Here is a 17731-nt window from a genome sequence, read left to right as displayed (position 1 = left end):
AATAATTTTCTCTCATTTTCCTTCACGAAATCGTGATAAAAGTTCAAATATTGCAGCAGCAGTTTCTTCAATAGAGCGTCTTGTGACATCAATAATAGGCCAACCAAAACGTTCGCAAATGCGTTTTGCATAGATTAACTCTTCAGCTATGTTGATACGATTTGTATAACTATCAAGAGCAAAACCTTCTCCCAAATCTCTATTTTGGCGAATATGTGAAATTCTTTCAGCTGAAGCAATTAAACCAATAATTAAAGAATTTTTTGCCTCTAAAAGGGATTCTGGCAAATCAATATTAGGAATAAGAGGAACATTAGCCGTTTTTATTCCGCGATTTGCTAAATAGATACTTGTTGGCGTTTTAGAGGTTCTTGAAATTCCAACAAGGATCACATCTGCTTCGAATAAGCTACTGGAAGACTGTCCATCATCATGTTCTATTGTAAAATCCAATGCCTCAATACGGCGAAAATAATCTGCATTAAGATCATGTTGTGCGCTCGCACGTAAATGTGTTGGCATTCCAAGGTAAGACTGAAAAGCATTTAAAACAGGGTGCAATATATCAACACAGAAAACTTTTATTTTTTTACACCTTTTTTGAAGGAGAAGTTTAAGTTCTTCATCAATTATTGTGTAAAGAACAATACCTGGCTCTTGTTGTATTTCATCAAGAGCTTTTTGTAACTGTGTTTTATTACGAATCATAGGATAAATATGCTCTATTGCCTGACTCATTGCATACTGTGATGCTACAGCTCTTCCAACAGAGATTAATGTTTCTCCCGTTGCATCAGAAAGCATGTGTAAATGAAAGAACTTTTTTTCTTTTGTCACAAAAATTTTAACTCCTTGTTAAGATATGTGTATATATCCTTGTCGTTTTTTATAAAACTAAAATTTAGGAAAAATTCTCCGTTTTTATGCACAAATAAAATGCTTGTGATAAATTAATTCCTTTTATAAAAAAGAGGGGATAATATCTTTAAGATAGTGTTATTTTTATTCTTTTTTTAGTTCCTTTTGTGGATAAAATTGAGGATAAATAATAATCCACACTAAACACAGTTATAAATAAGAAGAATCTCTCTTTTAATATAAATTTATTAATATAAATTTCTGTAAAAAATACTTTTGAATAGTCTTTGATTAATGCTATAACTTTAATTCATATTTTTGTTATAAAATAATTAAACGCTATTTGTATTTTTATATTTTAAAAAGTTTTTCATATAATTACTCACATATTACAGGAATAAATTTCATATAAATGGTACTTGCAGATTGAAAAAATTGAGTGTAGAATGTTTTTTTCTTAAGAATATTTCATTCATAAATTTCCATAATATTTAAGATAATCTTCTCCTAATTACAAAGAGCATATTTCATGCAAAAAATGAAACTACAAGAGCTTAAAAGCAAAAATCCGGTTGAACTTGTTTCTTTTGCTGAAACATTAGAAGTTGAAAATGCCTCCCTTATGCGCAAACAAGAATTAATGTTTGCTATTTTGAAAAAACTTGCTCTACAAGATGTAGAAATCATAGGAGAGGGTGTTGTTGAAGTTTTACAAGACGGATTTGGATTTTTGAGATCTGCTGATGCTAATTATCTTCCAGGTCCGGATGATATTTATCTTTCACCTGCACAAATACAGTCGTTTTCTTTAAAAACAGGTGATACAATTGAAGGTCTTATACGCAGTCCAAAAGAGGGAGAACGTTATTTTGCTCTCCTTAAAATTAATACAATTAATTTTGAAAAACCTGAAAAGATTCGTTATAAAATTCATTTTGATAATCTTACACCTCTTTATTCAAATGAGCGTTTTCAAATGGAAATACAAGATCCTACAGAGAAAGATATGTCATCACGCGTGATTGATTTAATATCTCCGTTGGGAAAAGGACAAAGAGGGTTAATTGTAGCTCCTCCTCGGACGGGAAAAACAGTTTTACTTCAAAATATTGCTCATTCTATTACCACTAATCATCCGGAATGTTATCTCATTGTTCTTTTAATAGATGAACGACCAGAAGAAGTTACTGATATGCAGCGTTCAGTAAAAGGAGAAGTGGTTTCTTCTACTTTTGATGAGCCTGCAATACGTCACGTACAAGTGGCAGAAATGGTCATTGAAAAAGCTAAACGTCTCGTTGAATATGGGCGTGATGTTGTTATTCTTCTTGATTCTATTACACGTCTTGGACGTGCATATAATACAGTTGTTCCTTCTTCGGGTAAAGTTTTAACAGGTGGTGTGGATGCAAATGCTCTCCAGCGTCCAAAACGTTTTTTTGGTGCAGCACGTAATATTGAAGAAGGCGGATCTTTAACCATTATTGCAACGGCTTTGATTGATACAGGCAGCCGTATGGATGAGGTTATTTTTGAAGAATTTAAAGGAACTGGTAATTCAGAAATTGTTCTTGATAGAAAAGTTGCTGATAAGCGTATTTTCCCCGCTATGGATATTTTAAAGTCAGGAACGCGTAAGGAAGAACTTCTGGTAGAACGACAAGATTTGCATAAAATTTTTGTTCTTCGTCGTATTTTAGCATCTATGAATGTAACAGATGCAATTGAGTTTTTGATTGATAAATTAAAGCAAACAAAAAACAATAGTGAATTTTTTGATTCAATGAATACGTAGAGTCTTAAAGTTTTTATTAGGATAAAACCTGTGGATACAATCTTTGCTGTTTCGAGTGGATTGTTACCTTCAGGGGTTGCAGTCATTCGGCTTTCTGGTCCTCATGTTGTGGATATAGTTAAAACGCTTTGTGGTCGTTTACCTAAAGCACGTTTTATGCATTATGGAAATCTTACTGCTCGTGATGGCAGTTTTTTAGATTCTGCTTTAACTGTTTTTTTTCCTGCTCCTCACAGTTTTACGGGGGAAGATTGTGCAGAATTCCATTTACATGGAGGAAAAGCAGTTGTTAATCGTTTTTTAGATGAATTGTCGACGTTTTCTGGATGTCGTATTGCAGAGGCAGGTGAATTTTCACGTCGTGCTTTTATAGAAGGAAAATTAGATCTTGTTCAAGCAGAAGGTCTTGCTGATTTAATAGAGGCAGAAACAGAAAGCCAACGGCGTTTAGCTGTTATGGGTACAAGTGGACATTTAACGACGCTTTATCGTGATTGGCGTCATAAGCTTATGAAGGCGCGTGCTTTTATTGAGGCAGAACTTGATTTTGTTGATGAAGCAGATATTCCAAACGCAATATCTGATAAAATTTGGAAAGATGTTGAGGATCTTTGTGCTTCTCTTCGAGAATATATTATTGAAGGAGAGCGTGCGAGTATTTTACGTGATGGATTAAAAATTGTTATTGCTGGTGCTCCAAATTCTGGAAAATCAAGCATTATGAATCGTCTTTCAGGAAAATCTGTTGCTATTGTGACGGAAGAAGAAGGAACAACTCGTGATGCTTTAGAAATGAGAATTATTCTTGGTGGTTTACCTATTTTTTTAACGGATACTGCTGGTTTTAGAAAAACAGAAAATAAAATAGAACAAATGGGAATAGAAATTGCTAAACAGCATATTAGGGAAGCTGATTTGGTTATTCTGGTTTATGATATAGGAAATCCTAAGCAGGTTGATTTACCAGAAACATCGGCTGAAATATGGTGTGTTGGCAATAAGCTTGATCTTTATGAAAAAAATGATCAGCATTGGTCTATACAATTTTCCGCATTAACTGGTTTAAATTTTGATTATTTTATCAAAGAACTTGAATCATTTTGTCATCATCGTGCTTCTGAAATTGGAAATATTGTTCCGGCGCGTAAAAGACAACTTCAATTATTAAAGGAGGCTGTTAAAGAGATTGAATTTTCTCTTAATTATCATTCTCTTGATCTCAGTTTACGTGCAGAACATCTCCGTTGTGCAAGTGATTTTCTTGGAAGAATTACAGGAGATATTGATGTTGAAGATTTACTCGATATTATTTTTTCAGAGTTTTGTGTTGGTAAATAATGATTCACGTGAAACATTGATTATTTCATAGACAGATTATAAAGATTATGTAATTTATATACTGTTTCACGTGAAACCTTAGAATATTTTCTACGGAATGAATAAAATGCAATCATATGATGTTGTTATTGTTGGCGGTGGTCATGCTGGCTGTGAAGCTGCTTCATCTTCAGCGCGTGTAGGAGCTAAAACGGCGCTTATTACACATAAAATATCAGCACTGGGAACAATGTCGTGTAATCCTGCTATTGGTGGTCTTGGAAAAGGGCATCTAGTTCGTGAAATAGATGCGTTGGATGGTCTCATGGGAAGAGCAGCAGATGCTGCTGGAATTCAGTTTAGATTACTTAATAGACGTAAAGGACCGGCAGTAAGAGGACCACGGACACAGGCGGATCGACGACTTTATAAAAAAGCAATTCAAGAATTATTAAAAGAACAAGAAAATCTTACTCTTATTGAGGATGAAGTTATTGATCTGGTCGTTAAAAATAATTGTGTATCAGGTGTTATTTTAAAAAAACAAGGAACAATTTTATCTGGAGCTGTTGTTTTAACAACAGGGACATTTTTAAATGGTTTTATTCATATTGGTGATAAAACATGGGCTGCTGGACGGATGGGAGATCAGTCAAGTGTGCAACTTGCTAAACGTTTAAAAAATTATAATATAAAACTTGGTCGATTAAAAACAGGAACTCCTGCTCGCTTGAGTAAAAAAACAATTGCTTGGGATCATCTTCCAAAACAACAAGCAGATGAAAATCCCATTCCCTTTTCTCTTTTAACAGAGAAAATTGAACAACAACAAATTGAATGTGCAATAACACGTACAAATGAGAAAACACATCAAATTATTCGCGAGAATATTTATCGTTCTGCTTTATATTCTGGAAATATTGAAGGGTTAGGACCACGTTATTGTCCTTCTATTGAAGATAAAATTGTTAAATTTGGAGAACGTGATGGACATCAGATCTTTCTTGAACCAGAAGGATTAAATGATGATACTGTTTATCCAAATGGTCTTTCTACTTCTCTTCCTGAAGATGTGCAAATTTCTCTATTGAAAACCATTGAAGGATTGGAAAATGCTATAGTTTTACAACCTGGTTATGCTATTGAATATGATTTTGTTAATCCACAACAATTAACGAGAAGCTTAGAATTATGCTCTTTACCTGGTTTGTTCTTAGCAGGCCAAATTAATGGTACAACAGGATATGAGGAAGCAGCAGCACAAGGACTTTTAGCTGGATTAAATGCGGCACGTAAAGTAGGTAAATTAGATGAAATATTTATAAGTCGTTCTACTGCTTATATTGGTGTTATGGTTGATGATTTGGTTTCACGTGGTGTTTGTGAACCTTATAGGATGTTTACATCACGTGCTGAATTTCGTTTATCTTTACGATCTGATAATGCTGATGCGCGTTTAACACCTTTGGCAAAAAAATGGGGTATTGTTAGTAAAATACGTTGGGAATGTTATCAGAAAAAACAACAACAGCTTGATCAAGCACGATCAATATGTCAAAATCTTTTTTTAACACCTAATGAAGCTTCTGCTCATGGATTACACGTTAATCATGATGGAATTCGACGTTCGGCCTATGATTTTCTTGCTTATCCTCATATGACTTTAGAGCGTCTTTCAGATTTTTGGTCACAATTACGAACAATTAATTCTAAAACAGCAGAATCTTTAGAAATTGAAGCACAATATGCGGTTTATTTAGATAAACAAGCACAAGATATTGCCTCTCTTCAGAGAGATGAGCGTTTAGAAATTCCTTCTTCTCTTGATATTCAGGCAATTTCAGGTCTTTCAAATGAACTTAAATCAAAAATTAAAGAAGTGTCGCCGCGTTCAATTGCTGATGCACAAAAAATTGATGGTATGACACCCGCCGCGTTATCGCTTATTATTACATATATTCAACGTCAACGACGTGAAAAGGCTAAAATAGCTTAATGGATTTTTCTACAGAAAAAAAATATCAACAATTATTAAATATTGTTCCTTTTGTTTCACGTGAAACGATGGAAAATTTAATTCAGTTTGAGTCTTTAATACTTCAATGGAATGCGCATATTAATTTGATATCTGCTACAACAATACCAGATCTATGGACACGGCATATTCTAGATTCAGCACAAATTTTTCCTTTGTATTCTCATTCTTTACATTGGTGTGATTTAGGATCAGGAGGAGGTTTTCCTGCAATTGTGATTGCTATCTTTTTAAAAGAAAAAAGAGCAGGACATATTAATCTTGTTGAAAGCAATGGAAAAAAAGTTGCTTTTTTGAGAACAGTCATTGCTCAACTTAATCTTCCAGCAACAGTTTATCACGCTAGAATTGAAGATGTATATCAAAAAATTCCCATATCTGATATTATAACGGCACGGGGATTAGCGCCGCTCAATACTCTTTTACAACTTATTTTTCCGTTATTAACAGAAAAAACAATCGCTCTTTTGCAAAAAGGTCGGGATTACGATACAGAAATAAAAAATGCCTCTGCCAATTGGCGCTTTGATCTGTTAAAACATAAAAGTAAAGTTGATGAAAATTCTGTTATTTTAGAAATTTCTCATATTAGATCATATAGAGGGTAGAGCAAAATGAGCGAAACACGAATTATCGCTATTGCAAACCAAAAGGGTGGAGTCGGAAAAACAACCACAGCAATTAATCTTGCAACAGCTTTAGCGGCTATTGGTGAAAATGTCCTGATTATGGATGTTGATCCACAAGGTAATGCTAGTACAGGTTTAGGGATTGATCGTAATAACCGTCCTTTGTCTTCTTATGATGTTTTGGTTTCAGGCGTTTCAATTACACAGGCAGCTTTAAAAACAGCAGTACCCAATCTTTATATAGTTCCCTCTACACTTGATCTTTTGGGTGTGGAAATGGAAATTTCTTCATCACAAGATCGCATACAACGCTTACGTAAGGCTCTCTATGATGATCCGGAAATGGAAAAAAAATTCAATTATATTTTAATTGATTGTCCTCCCTCCCTTAATCTTTTAACACTTAATGCTATGGGAGCAGCAGATTCTGTTTTAGTGCCTATGCAGTGTGAATTTTTAGCACTTGAAGGTTTAAGTCAATTACTTGAAACAGTAAAACAAGTGCGATCCGTACTTAATCCATCTTTAGAAATTCAAGGTATTGTTCTAACAATGTATGATGGACGTAATAATCTTTCAAATCAAGTTGTTGAAGATGTACGTTCTTTTATGGGAGATAAAGTTTATCGTACTGTTATTCCACGAAATGTAAGAGTATCAGAAGCGCCTTCTTTTGGAAAACCTGTATTGCTTTATGATCTCAAATGTGCTGGGAGCCAAGCTTATTTGCGTCTAGCATCAGAAATGATTCAACGTGAAAAACAAGCACGTGCTGCTGCTTAAAAATGTAAAAAAATTATAAGAAAACTCAAAGAGCAAAATTATGAATGATGATCAATCAAAAAAAAGACTGGGTCGTGGATTAGCGGCATTAATTGGGGATATCAGTTTAAACAATGATCTTACACGTTCATCAAATACTGACAAATTTATAGAGTCCAATATAGTTTCTCCTGTTTCTGAACGATTTGTTCCACTTGAATCTATTTCATGCAATCCACATAATCCGCGACGCCATTTTACTGATTCAGAACTTGATAATTTAGCACAATCAATTCGTCAGCACGGTGTTGTCCAACCTGTTATTGTAAGACCTTTAAAAGATTATCCTCATCAGTTTGAATTGATAGCTGGTGAACGTCGTTGGCGTGCTGCCCAGCGAGCCAATTTAAATAAATTACCGGTTATTGTTCGAGATGTAGATGATAAAACTGCTTTGGAATTGGCTATTATTGAAAATGTTCAGCGTGCAGATCTTAATCCTATAGAAGAAGCAAAGGGATATGATATGCTCCTAAATGAACATGATTATACACAAGTAGATTTAGCACAAGTTATTGGAAAAAGTCGTAGTCATGTTGCAAATACGCTTCGTCTGTTAAAACTTCCAGAAAAAGTACAACAATTCTTAATTGATGGACAACTCTCTGCAGGTCATGCACGTTGTCTTATAACCGTTGATGATCCACAAAATTTAGCTGAGAAAATTATTAGTGAAGGGCTTTCAGTACGTCAAACAGAAATACTTGCATATGAGAAAGCTAATCCTAAAGCTAAAAAGCGTACCAATACGGAAAAAGATACTGAAACAAAATCTTTAGAAAAATTACTTGCAGATGTGATAGGAATGAAAGTTATTATTCGACATGGTAAGAAAGGTGGCGATTTAAAAATACATTACTCTTCATTAGAACAATTAGATGAAATTTGTCGGCGTTTACAAAGTTAATCAATTGTTCTAAAATGATTTTTTTAACAGTTATCTTTTAAAATTTTGATTATTCTATACATATGCTCTTTAGCAAATTCTATATTGCTTGAAGGCAAAACGTCTTTTTCATAAGTAGATTTTTCCTCATCAGTAAGTACATACAATGTAGCTTGAAGAGCTAGGTGAGCAACAACAAAATCTTTCGGTGTGAGATTATTTTCTTGTAAAATATTCACAAGTTTTGGTTTACTAGAAATATAAGTAGCATAATTTTCAATACTAGAGTGGATAATAGAATCATAAGTGATAAGATCATTTTTTGTTTCTGGAAGTAAATTTTTACATTCTTTTTCGATTTTTTCCAGCTTTAAAAGAAGATCTTCTGTTAAGGGATAATTTGCAATGAAAGGTGGTATAAAAGAAGGATCATCTATTTCTTGTTTATTTTCTTGAGCGTATGATGCAAAAGGAAAAATGAAGAAAAAAACACACTAAAAATTTAAACATGACTAAAAATTATCCTTTCTTTTTTGAATTTCAATAAAGATTTTTTCGTCGGTTATTCGTTATTTGTAGAAAAACGCTGTGATTTTTTGATGCACTGACTTCTTTATTAGATTAGTGGGATGATATTTTCTAATGTTTGATAACTGATTAGTTGCTCAAAATGAGTTTTTCACAGCTATCTAAAAGAATTGTTGCTTTGTAAAAATGCTTTTTAACAAATTCAATATTGTTTAAAAAGATAGTATTTTTCTCAGTAGAATATTCCTGTTCAGGTACAAATGTAAGAAGCGTTGATATTTCTTTAAGAGCTAAGGTTCCAGCAGCAAAATCTTTTGGTTTGAGATTATTTTCTTGTAAAATATTTACAAATTTTGGTTTACTAGAAATATAAGTAGCATAGTTTTCAATACTAGAGTGGATAATAGAATCATAAGTGATAAGATCATTTTTTGTTTCTGGAAGTAAATTTTTACATTCTTTTTCGATTTTTTCCAGCTTTAAAAGAAAATCTTCTGTTAAGGGATAATTTGCAATGAGAGGTGATATAAGAGAAGAATTATCTGTTTCCTTTTCTTCTGCCATTGTTAGTTGAATATGTATCACGAAAAGAAAAAAGAGAAACAAACGTAATACGAACTTAAGCATGGTTAAAATTTATCCTTTCTTTTTCGAATTTCAGCAAAAACTTCTTCATCTGTAGCATTGGTCATTGAGAGGTTCTCTCTGATTGCAGGATTATCCCAACGAAGAAAGGGATTTGTTGTTTTTTCTTGTCCTAAAGTGACAGGTAAAGCCATAGCATTTCCTGCACGCAATAAAAAAACTTCCTCTATTCTTTGGTGGAGCTTTTTATTATGTGGATCAATTGTTAGCGCAAAAAAAGCATTGTTTTTTGTATACTCATGTCCACAATAGAGAAGTGTTTCATCAGGAAGTTCACGAAGTTTTTTTAAAGAATTTAACATTTGTGCAGCTGTTCCTTCGAAAAGACGTCCACAGCCAAGTGAAAAAAGTGTATCTCCAGCAAAAAGTACACCTCTCTCGGGAAGATAATAAGATAATGCGCCTAAAGTATGACCAGGTGTTGAAAGAGCTAAAAGCGGGTGCGTGCCAAAGAAAAGATTTTCATCAGGTTGAAGTGTTTGATCAAGATGATTAATCTTCTCTTTCTCTGCTTCTGGTCCAATAACGACAGCCTTATAAACCTGTTTTAATTCTTCTAGTGCTTCTACATGATCGTGATGATGATGAGTTACAAAAATAGTCTGAAGTGTCCAGTTACGACGTTTTAAGGCGTTATGAATTGCTTCACTTTCAGGAGCATCTATTGCAGCTGTCATACCGCTTTTTTCATCATGAATGAGTACACCGAAATTATCTTCTCGACAAATAAACTGTTCAATCAACATATTTTTTCTCCCGAACAGTGTTTGGCGATGAATCTATAAAATAATCGGTAGTGGTGATTTTTTTTAAGAATCAGATTTGTCCTCTTCTGTAAAAAGTCCTTTTGAATGTTTCATAATGATAGGCATTTGGGTAAACATGAAAAGGACTGTTATAGGCATGACGCCAAATACTTTGAAATTTGTCCAGAAATTATCGCTAAAATTACGCCAAATTATTTCATTCAAAAGGGCAAGAAAAACGAAAAAGAATGCCCAACGATAGGTAAGTTTTTGCCAACCTAAATCATCAAGTTTTAAGGTAGAATCAAGAGCATAACGTAAAAGTGGTTTTTTAAAAAACATCCCACCAAAAAGTATAAAAGCAAATAAGCTATTAATGATTGTTGGTTTCATTTTGATGAAAGTATCATTATGAAGCCAGAGAGTTAGAAAGCCAAAAACTAAAACAAATATTCCTGAAATAAGAGGCATAATAGGAATTTGTCTTGCAAGGATCCATGATAAGCTTAGAGAAATAATAATCGCTATCATAAAAATAGCTGTTGCAGGGAAAATAGGTTTACTAAAATTTTGAAAAAATCCAATGTTTTTTATCAACCATTCGCCTTTATAATTGGCAAAAAAGAAGGCAACCAATGGACCCATTTCTAAAAAAAACTTAAATGTTGGTGAGAGAGGGGCTTTCATATTGTTATTCATATTTTTTTCAGAATTATTGCGTGAATTAGAGTTAGATAAAGGCTGTTTCATGTATGTTTTCCTGCGATAGTTTCGGCAAAGTCAGAAGCAGAAAAAGGTTGAAGGTCTTCAATATCTTCTCCTATACCGATAAAATAAACGGGTAATTTATATTTTGCTGCGATAGCGACAAGAATTCCTCCTCGTGCGGTTCCATCCAGCTTTGTCATGACTAAACCATTAACACCAGCAATCTCACGGAAAATCTCCACTTGGTTAAGTGCATTTTGTCCGGTAGTTGCGTCGAGCGTTTGAAGGATTGTATGGGGTGCTTGGGGTGTGTGTTTTTTTAAAACACGAATAATTTTTGCCAACTCATCCATCAATTCAGATCTATTTTGTAAACGCCCTGCTGTATCAATAATTAAGACATCACTGTTTGCTTTTTTTGCTTTTTCATAAGCATCAAAGGCTAAGCTGGCGGCGTCTGCCCCCAATTTTGTCGAAATAACAGGAGAATCAGTACGTTTACCCCAAATATGTAGTTGCTCAATAGCTGCGGCTCTGAAAGTATCACCAGCTGCCAGCATAACCTTTAATCCCCCTGCTGTTAATTTTGCTGCAAGTTTTCCGATTGTTGTTGTTTTTCCAGTGCCATTTACACCTACCAGCAAAATAACATGAGGTTTATGGCTGAGATCAAGTTCTAATGGTATCGCAACAGGTTCCAGAACTTTTTTGACCTCGTCAGCTACAATAGTATGAATATCATCTGGCGAGAGGTCTTTTCCGTAACGACTGGAAGCTAAAGCATTTGTGATGCGTGTTGCTGTCTCTACCCCAAGATCAGCTTGGATAAGAATATCTTCGAGCTCTTGCAATGTATCTTCATCAAGTTTTCTTTTAACAAAGAGATCGCTAATTGATCCGCTTAGGCGCTGTGAAGAAAGGGACAGACCTTTTTTAAGGCGCCCAAACCACGCTATCTTTTTTTGTTCAACAGAAGGCTCAGATAAAATTCCTTCATTCTTTTTTTCACGGATGTTGTCTGTGACAATAATTTTACCAGAAAAGGGAATTTTATCAGAATGGGATTCTAGAAATGGAGATTTTTCATCATATTTTGTAAGTGTTGACTCTTGATTTTTTGTTTGTTCTTCTTTTTCTGTGTCTATAGAGATTTGGTTATTTTTTGTCCTTTCATTTTTGTCTTTATTCTCTTCTATTATATCGCTTTTATCAGGAATAGAAATCTGTTGTTCCATTTCCTGCTCTTGAGATTTGTTAAAAGAGAATATTTTTTTTATAAAAGATTTAGCCATAAGAATTTTCCTGCTCAAGCAGCGTTTAATTTTGGAAGGATAGCAATCAGTTTATCGCCGTCATGATCAACGATAAGGGCTTGAACAATTGTTCCTGCTTTTGCACCTTTAACTTGTACAAGAGTATAATCTTCTGTTCGTCCGATTTCATCTTTTTCAACGAGAATTGTTTGTAGGCTGTTTTGTAAATGAGTAAGATGCTTTTGGTAAGCTTCCTCACCTGCTTTACGTAATTTTTCAGCACGCATCTTAACTATTTTGCGGTTGATTTGTGGCATACGTGCGGCAGGTGTTCCTTCTCTGGGACTAAAGGGGAAGACATGGAGATGGGTTAAATTACAATCTTTGATTAAAACAAGACTGTTTTGAAACATCTCTTCTGTTTCTGTAGGAAAACCAGCAATTAAGTCAGCACCATAAACCATAGTAGGACGTTTGGCACGCAATTCTTGGCAAAATTGAATGGCATGTTCGCGTAAGTGTCGCCGTTTCATCCGTTTTAAAATCATATTATCACCTGCTTGCAAAGATAAATGCAAATGGGGCATAATCCTTGTTTCATAAGCTAAAAGATTGATGAGTTCTTCGTCTGCTTCAATAGAGTCAATAGATGAGAGGCGTAATCGCGCTAAGTCAGGGATATGATGCAAAATTGCTGAAGTTAATTTTCCTAGAGTAGCTTTTCCAGGAAGATCGTGGCCATAACTTGTAAGGTCAACACCTGTAAGGACCACTTCTTGGATACCGTCATCTATCAGCTTTTTAATTTGTTCTATGACAGCGCCCATGGGAACTGAACGAGATGGTCCTCGTCCATAAGGAATAATGCAAAATGTACAGCGATGATCACATCCGTTTTGTACCTGTACAAAAGCGCGGGTGCGCTCTTGCATTGCACTGACCATATGTGGAGCAATTTTTTGTACTTCCATAATGTCATTGATACGCACCTTTTCAGAATGGTTAATACCAAAATCAGGAAGTTGACGATAAGAATGGGCGTGAAGTTTATCTTCGTTTCCTAAAACGAGATCCACTTCTGTCATTGAGGCAAAATTTTGTGTTTCTGTTTGGGCTGCACACCCTGTTACAATGATACGCGCATGAGGATTTTCACGTCGTGCTTTGCGGATAGCTTGTTTTGCTTGTCGTACGGCTTCGGCAGTGACAGCACAGGTATTAAAGATAATAGCACCATTTTCAAGCTGATCTAACCCTGAAGAAGTACTTTCTTTGCGAATGATTTCCGATTCGTAACTATTAAGTCGACAACCAAAAGTTACAATTTCTATAGCCATCAGGGGTGATCCTTTTTGTAGCACCCTGTTAAAGGGCTTAAAAAACCACTAAATTGATATTTTATTGGTCCTGTCATAATAACGTGATCGTCTTCTCGGTAAAAAATATTAAGCGTTCCCTTTGGTAAGTTTACATCAACATGGCGTTGTGTAAGACCACGACGATAAGCAGCCACTACACTTGCACAAGCAGCACTCCCACATGCTTGTGTTAATCCTGCTCCTCGCTCCCATGTACGTAAATTTAGACTTTTCTTTGACGTTATGCAAGCAATGGAAATATTGCACCGTTCTGGAAACAGGGGATCATGTTCAAGTTTTGTCCCATATTTTTCTAATGGAATATGTTGAATATCATTTTCAATAAAAAAGATAGCATGGAGATTTCCAACGGATATGAGACAAGCATCTTTTAGGGGACCAGCCGTAATTTCTACGTGATTGGTATCAACTATTTCACGTGAAACAGGCATCTCTTTTGCATTGAAATTTGGGCATCCCATATCAACAGAAATGAGATTATCGGTTTGGTATTTCCCTTCAATAATTCCAGTGGGAGTTTCTAAACGAAATTTTTCACCAAAATCGTGATCTTTAAGCCATGCAATGACACAGCGGGTACCATTGCCACAAGCTTTAGCCATTGATCCGTCGGTATTCCATATTTCGACCCGGAAGTCGGCTTTTTTCTGGGTCGGTGTGTGGATAGCCATGATTTGATCAAAATGCATTTCAGGATCTGCTGACAAAGCAAGGATTGCTTGTGGTGTAAGAGCATGAGTGCTTTCACGCATATCAACAACAATAATTTGATTTCCAAGACCGTCCATTTTGCTAAATGGCGTTTTCATGAAACTTCTCTATTTCTAATGATTACTTATAAAGGGATATATGGCTGAAAATCTTATAAATTTCTAGTGTTTAATAAATATAAAATCAGGTACATAAATTATTTCTTTTAAAATAAGCGATTTTAACCTGTTTTTTTTAATTTGTTAATTTATCTTTGTAACTATAACAAATATTCACTTAATTTTTTTGTGAACTTATTTATTGTCGTGGGAGAGAGTACAGATATGTCGTTTTCAAAAATTTCGTTTTTCGTTACACTATCAACTGTAATGCTTTTAGGGGGATGTTCAACAACACGGTTTGACGGTAATGACGGTAGTAACGCATTAGAAGTTTTTTATCCATCTCAACAAATAACAATATTGGAAGCGTCTGATCTGTCGTCTAATTCTTCGTCAATATCTGAAGATGCAAACGCTTCGATGTATGAAAAAGGAGATTCTCAGAGCGATGGGCGAATGGCTAGTCTCGAATTGCCAAGTAATGCTACTGATTTATTTCCTGCAAGTATTGCTGGCGTATGGAATCTTTCTATGGGAGGAAAAGTTTGCCGGATTGCAACTCCACAAACAAAGTTTGGACAAGGGTACCGTGCTGGTCCTTTACACTGTCCAGGAATTGCTTCCCAAGTGAGATCGTGGGCTGTTAAAGGAAAAAGATTATATTTTTATAATAACTCTGGACGTGTTATCTTTGTCCTTTATTCTTCAAATGTTGATCGTTTTGAGGGACGTACACTTGATGATCATCCCGTTGTTTTAAGCCGTTAAATTATTTTTGATCGTTTATGAAAACTAAGCTAGACAGACAGATTAGTGAAAAGACTTTGTATTTTTCATTGAGAACGGTTTGAAAAAGGTTTTTTGGATGATTCTCGTTTCAACACGTTATAAGGAGCTTGTCTCTAAAGGAGAGGTTTGTTTTGATCCCGCTCAATTAGCTATAACAGAATATTTTGATCATTTATTAAAAAAAATAGCAGAACAAAACATCTCTCGTCCTTGGAGTTGGATATTTTGCTCTTTCTTTAATAGAATATTTAAAAGGAAAAAACAAAGTATTTCTTGTGTTGTAAAACAAGGGGATGAACAAGGTTCTTTTCAGGGATTGTATATTTATGGTGAAGTAGGGCGGGGCAAAACCATGCTGATGGATTTATTCTTTTCTTGTTTGCCTAAAGGTCATAAAAAGCGTGCCCATTTTAATGATTTTATGGCTGATGTGCATGAGCGTATTAATTTTTATCGTCAAGCATCTGGGAGTAAAAAATTTAAACAAGATAATCCTATTTTAGCCGTTGCTGAAGATCTTGCACGAGAAGCAAAGGTACTTTGTTTTGATGAGTTTAGTGTAACAGATATTGCTGATGCTATGGTATTGGGGCGGCTTATTTCTGCTTTGTTTGATAAAGGAGTTTTCTTTATTGCGACTTCAAATGTGGCGCCGGATAACCTTTATTGTAATGGTTTAAATCGTGAACTCTTTTTGCCTTTTATTCAAGTTTTGAAAGCATATGTTCGTGTTGTTAATCTTGATGCAAAAACAGATTATCGCCTTGAAAAATCAAATCTACAGCCTGTGTATGTAGCACCTTTAGGGAAAAAAGCAGATGAATGCATGGATCAAGCATGGGCACTTGTATTGCAAGGACATAAGGAGATATCTGATGAGCTTTCTATAAAAGGGCGCCTTATTCCTATTCCGCGCGTTGGTGCAGGATGTGCACGCTTTGATTATAGAGATTTATGTGCAAAGCCTTTGGCAGCGGCTGAGTATTTGGTATTAGGGGAGCGTTATCATACGATTTTTATTGATAATGTACCGGTTATGGATGATACATGTCGCAATGAAACAAAACGGTTTATTTTGCTTATAGATATTCTTTATGAGCGCCACATACGGTTATTTATGTCGGCAGCGGCAGAGGTGGGGGACTTGTATAAAGGGCATGCGCAGATTACGGAAACATTTGAATTTCAAAGAACACAGTCACGTCTTTTTGAAATGCAAAGTCACGATTATTTACAACTTTGGGAAGAACATTTTCTTTTGAAGAAGAAGCATTGATTATACTTTTACCTTTACGTAAACTGTAAAAACAATAACTCTTTGAAATTAAAGAAATGTAATAATTCTGTTGTATTTTTTTTTAATTCACTTTATCGATACATCGTGATAATTTTCTAATAGTTGTTTCAGCGGAGGGTTGTTGTTTCTGTAAGGAGAAAAATTTGTAAATTTCATTTCTTTACTCCTTTTTATGACATTGTTTGAATATGGTTGAAGTCAAAAATATTCAGTATAGGGACGCTGATGGGTGTGCGCTGAATTATCTAAAAGTTAGGAAAAAATAAAATGGCACGAAAAAAAATAGCTCTCATTGGTTCAGGTATGATTGGTGGTACTTTAGCACATATTATTGGGCTTAAAGAACTTGGTGATGTTGTTTTATTTGATATTGCGGAAGGTGTGCCACAAGGTAAGGCTCTAGATATCGCCGAATCTTCACCTGTTGACGGTTTTGATATTAGTCTAAAAGGTGCTAATGCTTATGAAGCAATTGAAGGCGCTGATGTTGTTATTGTAACAGCAGGTGTTGCGCGAAAACCTGGTATGAGCCGTGATGAACTTTTGGGCATTAATTTAAAGGTTATGGAACAAGTTGGCGCTGGAATTAAAAAATACGCTTCTTCAGCGTTTGTTATTTGTATTACTAATCCCCTTGATGCAATGGTGTGGGCATTACAGAAATTTTCAGGTCTTCCTACTCATAAAGTGGTTGGTATGGCCGGTGTTCTTGATTCAGCACGTTTTCGTTATTTCTTATCTGAGGAATTTAAGGTTTCTGTTAAAGATGTGACAGCGTTTGTTTTAGGGGGCCATGGTGATTCAATGGTTCCTCTCATGCGTTATTCAACGGTTGGTGGTATTTCTTTGCCTGATCTTGTAAAGATGGGCTGGACAACACAGGAAAAAATTGATCAAATTATCCAGCGTACCCGTGATGGTGGTGCAGAAATTGTTGGTTTGTTAAAAACAGGTTCTGCCTATTACGCACCAGCAGCTTCTGCTGTTTCTATGGCTGAGGCCTATCTAAAGGACACTAAGCGTGTTGTGCCTGTTGCAGCTTATCTTTCAGGAGAATATGGAGTTAATGATACCTACGTTGGTGTTCCTGTTGTACTTGGTGCAGGTGGTGTTGAACGAGTCATTGAAATTGATCTTGATAAAGAAGAAAGAAGTGCTTTTGATCATTCAGTAAATGCGGTTAAAAAGCTTTGTGAAGCTTGTATTGCTCTTGTGCCTAGTCTCAAGTAAAT

17 protein-coding genes are annotated in these 17731 nt (G+C 35.1%); 9 read left to right on the top strand and 8 right to left on the bottom strand.

From position 1 onward, the window contains the following. Positions 1 to 12 precede the first annotated feature (12 nt). The gene (locus tag PVV60_RS00225; RefSeq protein WP_273722365.1) at positions 13 to 837 is read right to left on the bottom strand and encodes a pyruvate, water dikinase regulatory protein; all 825 of its coding nucleotides are present in this window, start codon (positions 835 to 837) and stop codon (positions 13 to 15) included. Between the two features lie 550 nt (positions 838 to 1387). On the opposite strand from PVV60_RS00225, the gene rho reads away from it, so the two are divergent. The 6 genes from rho to PVV60_RS00195 all read left to right on the top strand — a co-directional run bounded on the left by rho (position 1388) and on the right by PVV60_RS00195 (position 8363). Then, a complete protein-coding gene (gene rho / locus PVV60_RS00220) occupies positions 1388 to 2653 on the top strand; it encodes a transcription termination factor Rho (protein WP_273722364.1) in 1266 nt (421 codons plus the stop codon). A gap of 30 nt (positions 2654 to 2683) precedes the next feature. Beyond that, entirely contained in the window at positions 2684 to 3991 is a 1308-nt protein-coding gene (gene mnmE / locus PVV60_RS00215; protein WP_273722363.1) for a tRNA uridine-5-carboxymethylaminomethyl(34) synthesis GTPase MnmE, read from the top strand. A gap of 106 nt (positions 3992 to 4097) precedes the next feature. Next, positions 4098 to 5966 carry a tRNA uridine-5-carboxymethylaminomethyl(34) synthesis enzyme MnmG gene (gene mnmG / locus PVV60_RS00210; RefSeq protein WP_273722362.1) on the top strand — a complete coding sequence of 623 codons (1869 nt, stop codon included), beginning with the start codon at positions 4098 to 4100 and terminating at the stop codon, positions 5964 to 5966. Beyond that, positions 5966 to 6613 (top strand): 16S rRNA (guanine(527)-N(7))-methyltransferase RsmG, encoded by a 648-nt coding sequence (rsmG, locus tag PVV60_RS00205; RefSeq protein WP_273722361.1) that lies wholly within the window; start codon positions 5966 to 5968, stop codon positions 6611 to 6613. Before mnmG ends, rsmG begins: the two co-directional genes overlap by 1 nt. A gap of 6 nt (positions 6614 to 6619) precedes the next feature. After that, positions 6620 to 7417 (top strand): ParA family protein, encoded by a 798-nt coding sequence (locus tag PVV60_RS00200; RefSeq protein WP_273722360.1) that lies wholly within the window; start codon positions 6620 to 6622, stop codon positions 7415 to 7417. 40 nt (positions 7418 to 7457) lie between these two features. Then, positions 7458 to 8363 carry a ParB/RepB/Spo0J family partition protein gene (locus tag PVV60_RS00195; RefSeq protein ID WP_273722359.1) on the top strand — a complete coding sequence of 302 codons (906 nt, stop codon included), beginning with the start codon at positions 7458 to 7460 and terminating at the stop codon, positions 8361 to 8363. 23 nt (positions 8364 to 8386) lie between these two features. Here the strand turns inward: PVV60_RS00195 and PVV60_RS00190 are convergent, their stop codons facing one another. The 7 genes from PVV60_RS00190 to dapF form a co-directional block, all read right to left on the bottom strand. Further along, complete coding sequence (locus PVV60_RS00190) at positions 8387 to 8581, bottom strand: hypothetical protein (protein ID WP_273722358.1); 195 nt, start codon at positions 8579 to 8581, stop codon at positions 8387 to 8389. Between the two features lie 418 nt (positions 8582 to 8999). Further along, positions 9000 to 9497, bottom strand: coding sequence for a hypothetical protein (locus tag PVV60_RS00185; RefSeq protein ID WP_273722357.1), 498 nt, complete (start codon positions 9495 to 9497; stop codon positions 9000 to 9002). A 2-nt stretch (positions 9498 to 9499) separates the two neighbouring features. Continuing rightward, positions 9500 to 10261, bottom strand: coding sequence for a hydroxyacylglutathione hydrolase (gloB, locus tag PVV60_RS00180; protein WP_273722356.1), 762 nt, complete (start codon positions 10259 to 10261; stop codon positions 9500 to 9502). A 63-nt stretch (positions 10262 to 10324) separates the two neighbouring features. Next, positions 10325 to 11011 carry a septation protein A gene (locus PVV60_RS00175; RefSeq protein ID WP_273722355.1) on the bottom strand — a complete coding sequence of 229 codons (687 nt, stop codon included), beginning with the start codon at positions 11009 to 11011 and terminating at the stop codon, positions 10325 to 10327. Beyond that, entirely contained in the window at positions 11008 to 12261 is a 1254-nt protein-coding gene (gene ftsY, locus PVV60_RS00170; RefSeq protein ID WP_273722354.1) for a signal recognition particle-docking protein FtsY, read from the bottom strand. The genes PVV60_RS00175 and ftsY overlap by 4 nt, the downstream gene beginning before the upstream one ends. Before the next feature lie 14 nt (positions 12262 to 12275). Continuing rightward, the gene (mtaB, locus tag PVV60_RS00165) at positions 12276 to 13559 is read right to left on the bottom strand and encodes a tRNA (N(6)-L-threonylcarbamoyladenosine(37)-C(2))-methylthiotransferase MtaB (protein ID WP_273722353.1); all 1284 of its coding nucleotides are present in this window, start codon (positions 13557 to 13559) and stop codon (positions 12276 to 12278) included. Then, positions 13559 to 14410, bottom strand: a complete 852-nt coding sequence (gene dapF / locus PVV60_RS00160) for a diaminopimelate epimerase (RefSeq protein WP_273722352.1) — start codon at positions 14408 to 14410, stop codon at positions 13559 to 13561. The genes mtaB and dapF overlap by 1 nt, the downstream gene beginning before the upstream one ends. A gap of 225 nt (positions 14411 to 14635) precedes the next feature. Between dapF and PVV60_RS00155 the strand changes: the two genes are divergently transcribed. The 3 genes from PVV60_RS00155 to mdh all read left to right on the top strand — a co-directional run bounded on the left by PVV60_RS00155 (position 14636) and on the right by mdh (position 17729). Next, complete coding sequence (locus PVV60_RS00155; RefSeq protein WP_273722351.1) at positions 14636 to 15181, top strand: AprI/Inh family metalloprotease inhibitor; 546 nt, start codon at positions 14636 to 14638, stop codon at positions 15179 to 15181. Between the two features lie 97 nt (positions 15182 to 15278). Next, positions 15279 to 16478: a cell division protein ZapE gene (zapE, locus tag PVV60_RS00150; protein ID WP_273722350.1), complete on the top strand. Its 1200-nt coding sequence runs from the start codon at positions 15279 to 15281 to the stop codon at positions 16476 to 16478. A 288-nt stretch (positions 16479 to 16766) separates the two neighbouring features. Further along, positions 16767 to 17729: a malate dehydrogenase gene (gene mdh / locus PVV60_RS00145; protein WP_273722349.1), complete on the top strand. Its 963-nt coding sequence runs from the start codon at positions 16767 to 16769 to the stop codon at positions 17727 to 17729. Positions 17730 to 17731: the final 2 nt, after the last annotated feature.

Source organism: Bartonella sp. AU18XJBT (genome assembly GCF_028618595.1).
Lineage (GTDB): Bacteria > Pseudomonadota > Alphaproteobacteria > Rhizobiales > Rhizobiaceae > Bartonella.
Note: the sequence above shows the minus strand (reverse complement) of the source record. Positions and strands in the feature narration are given on the sequence as shown.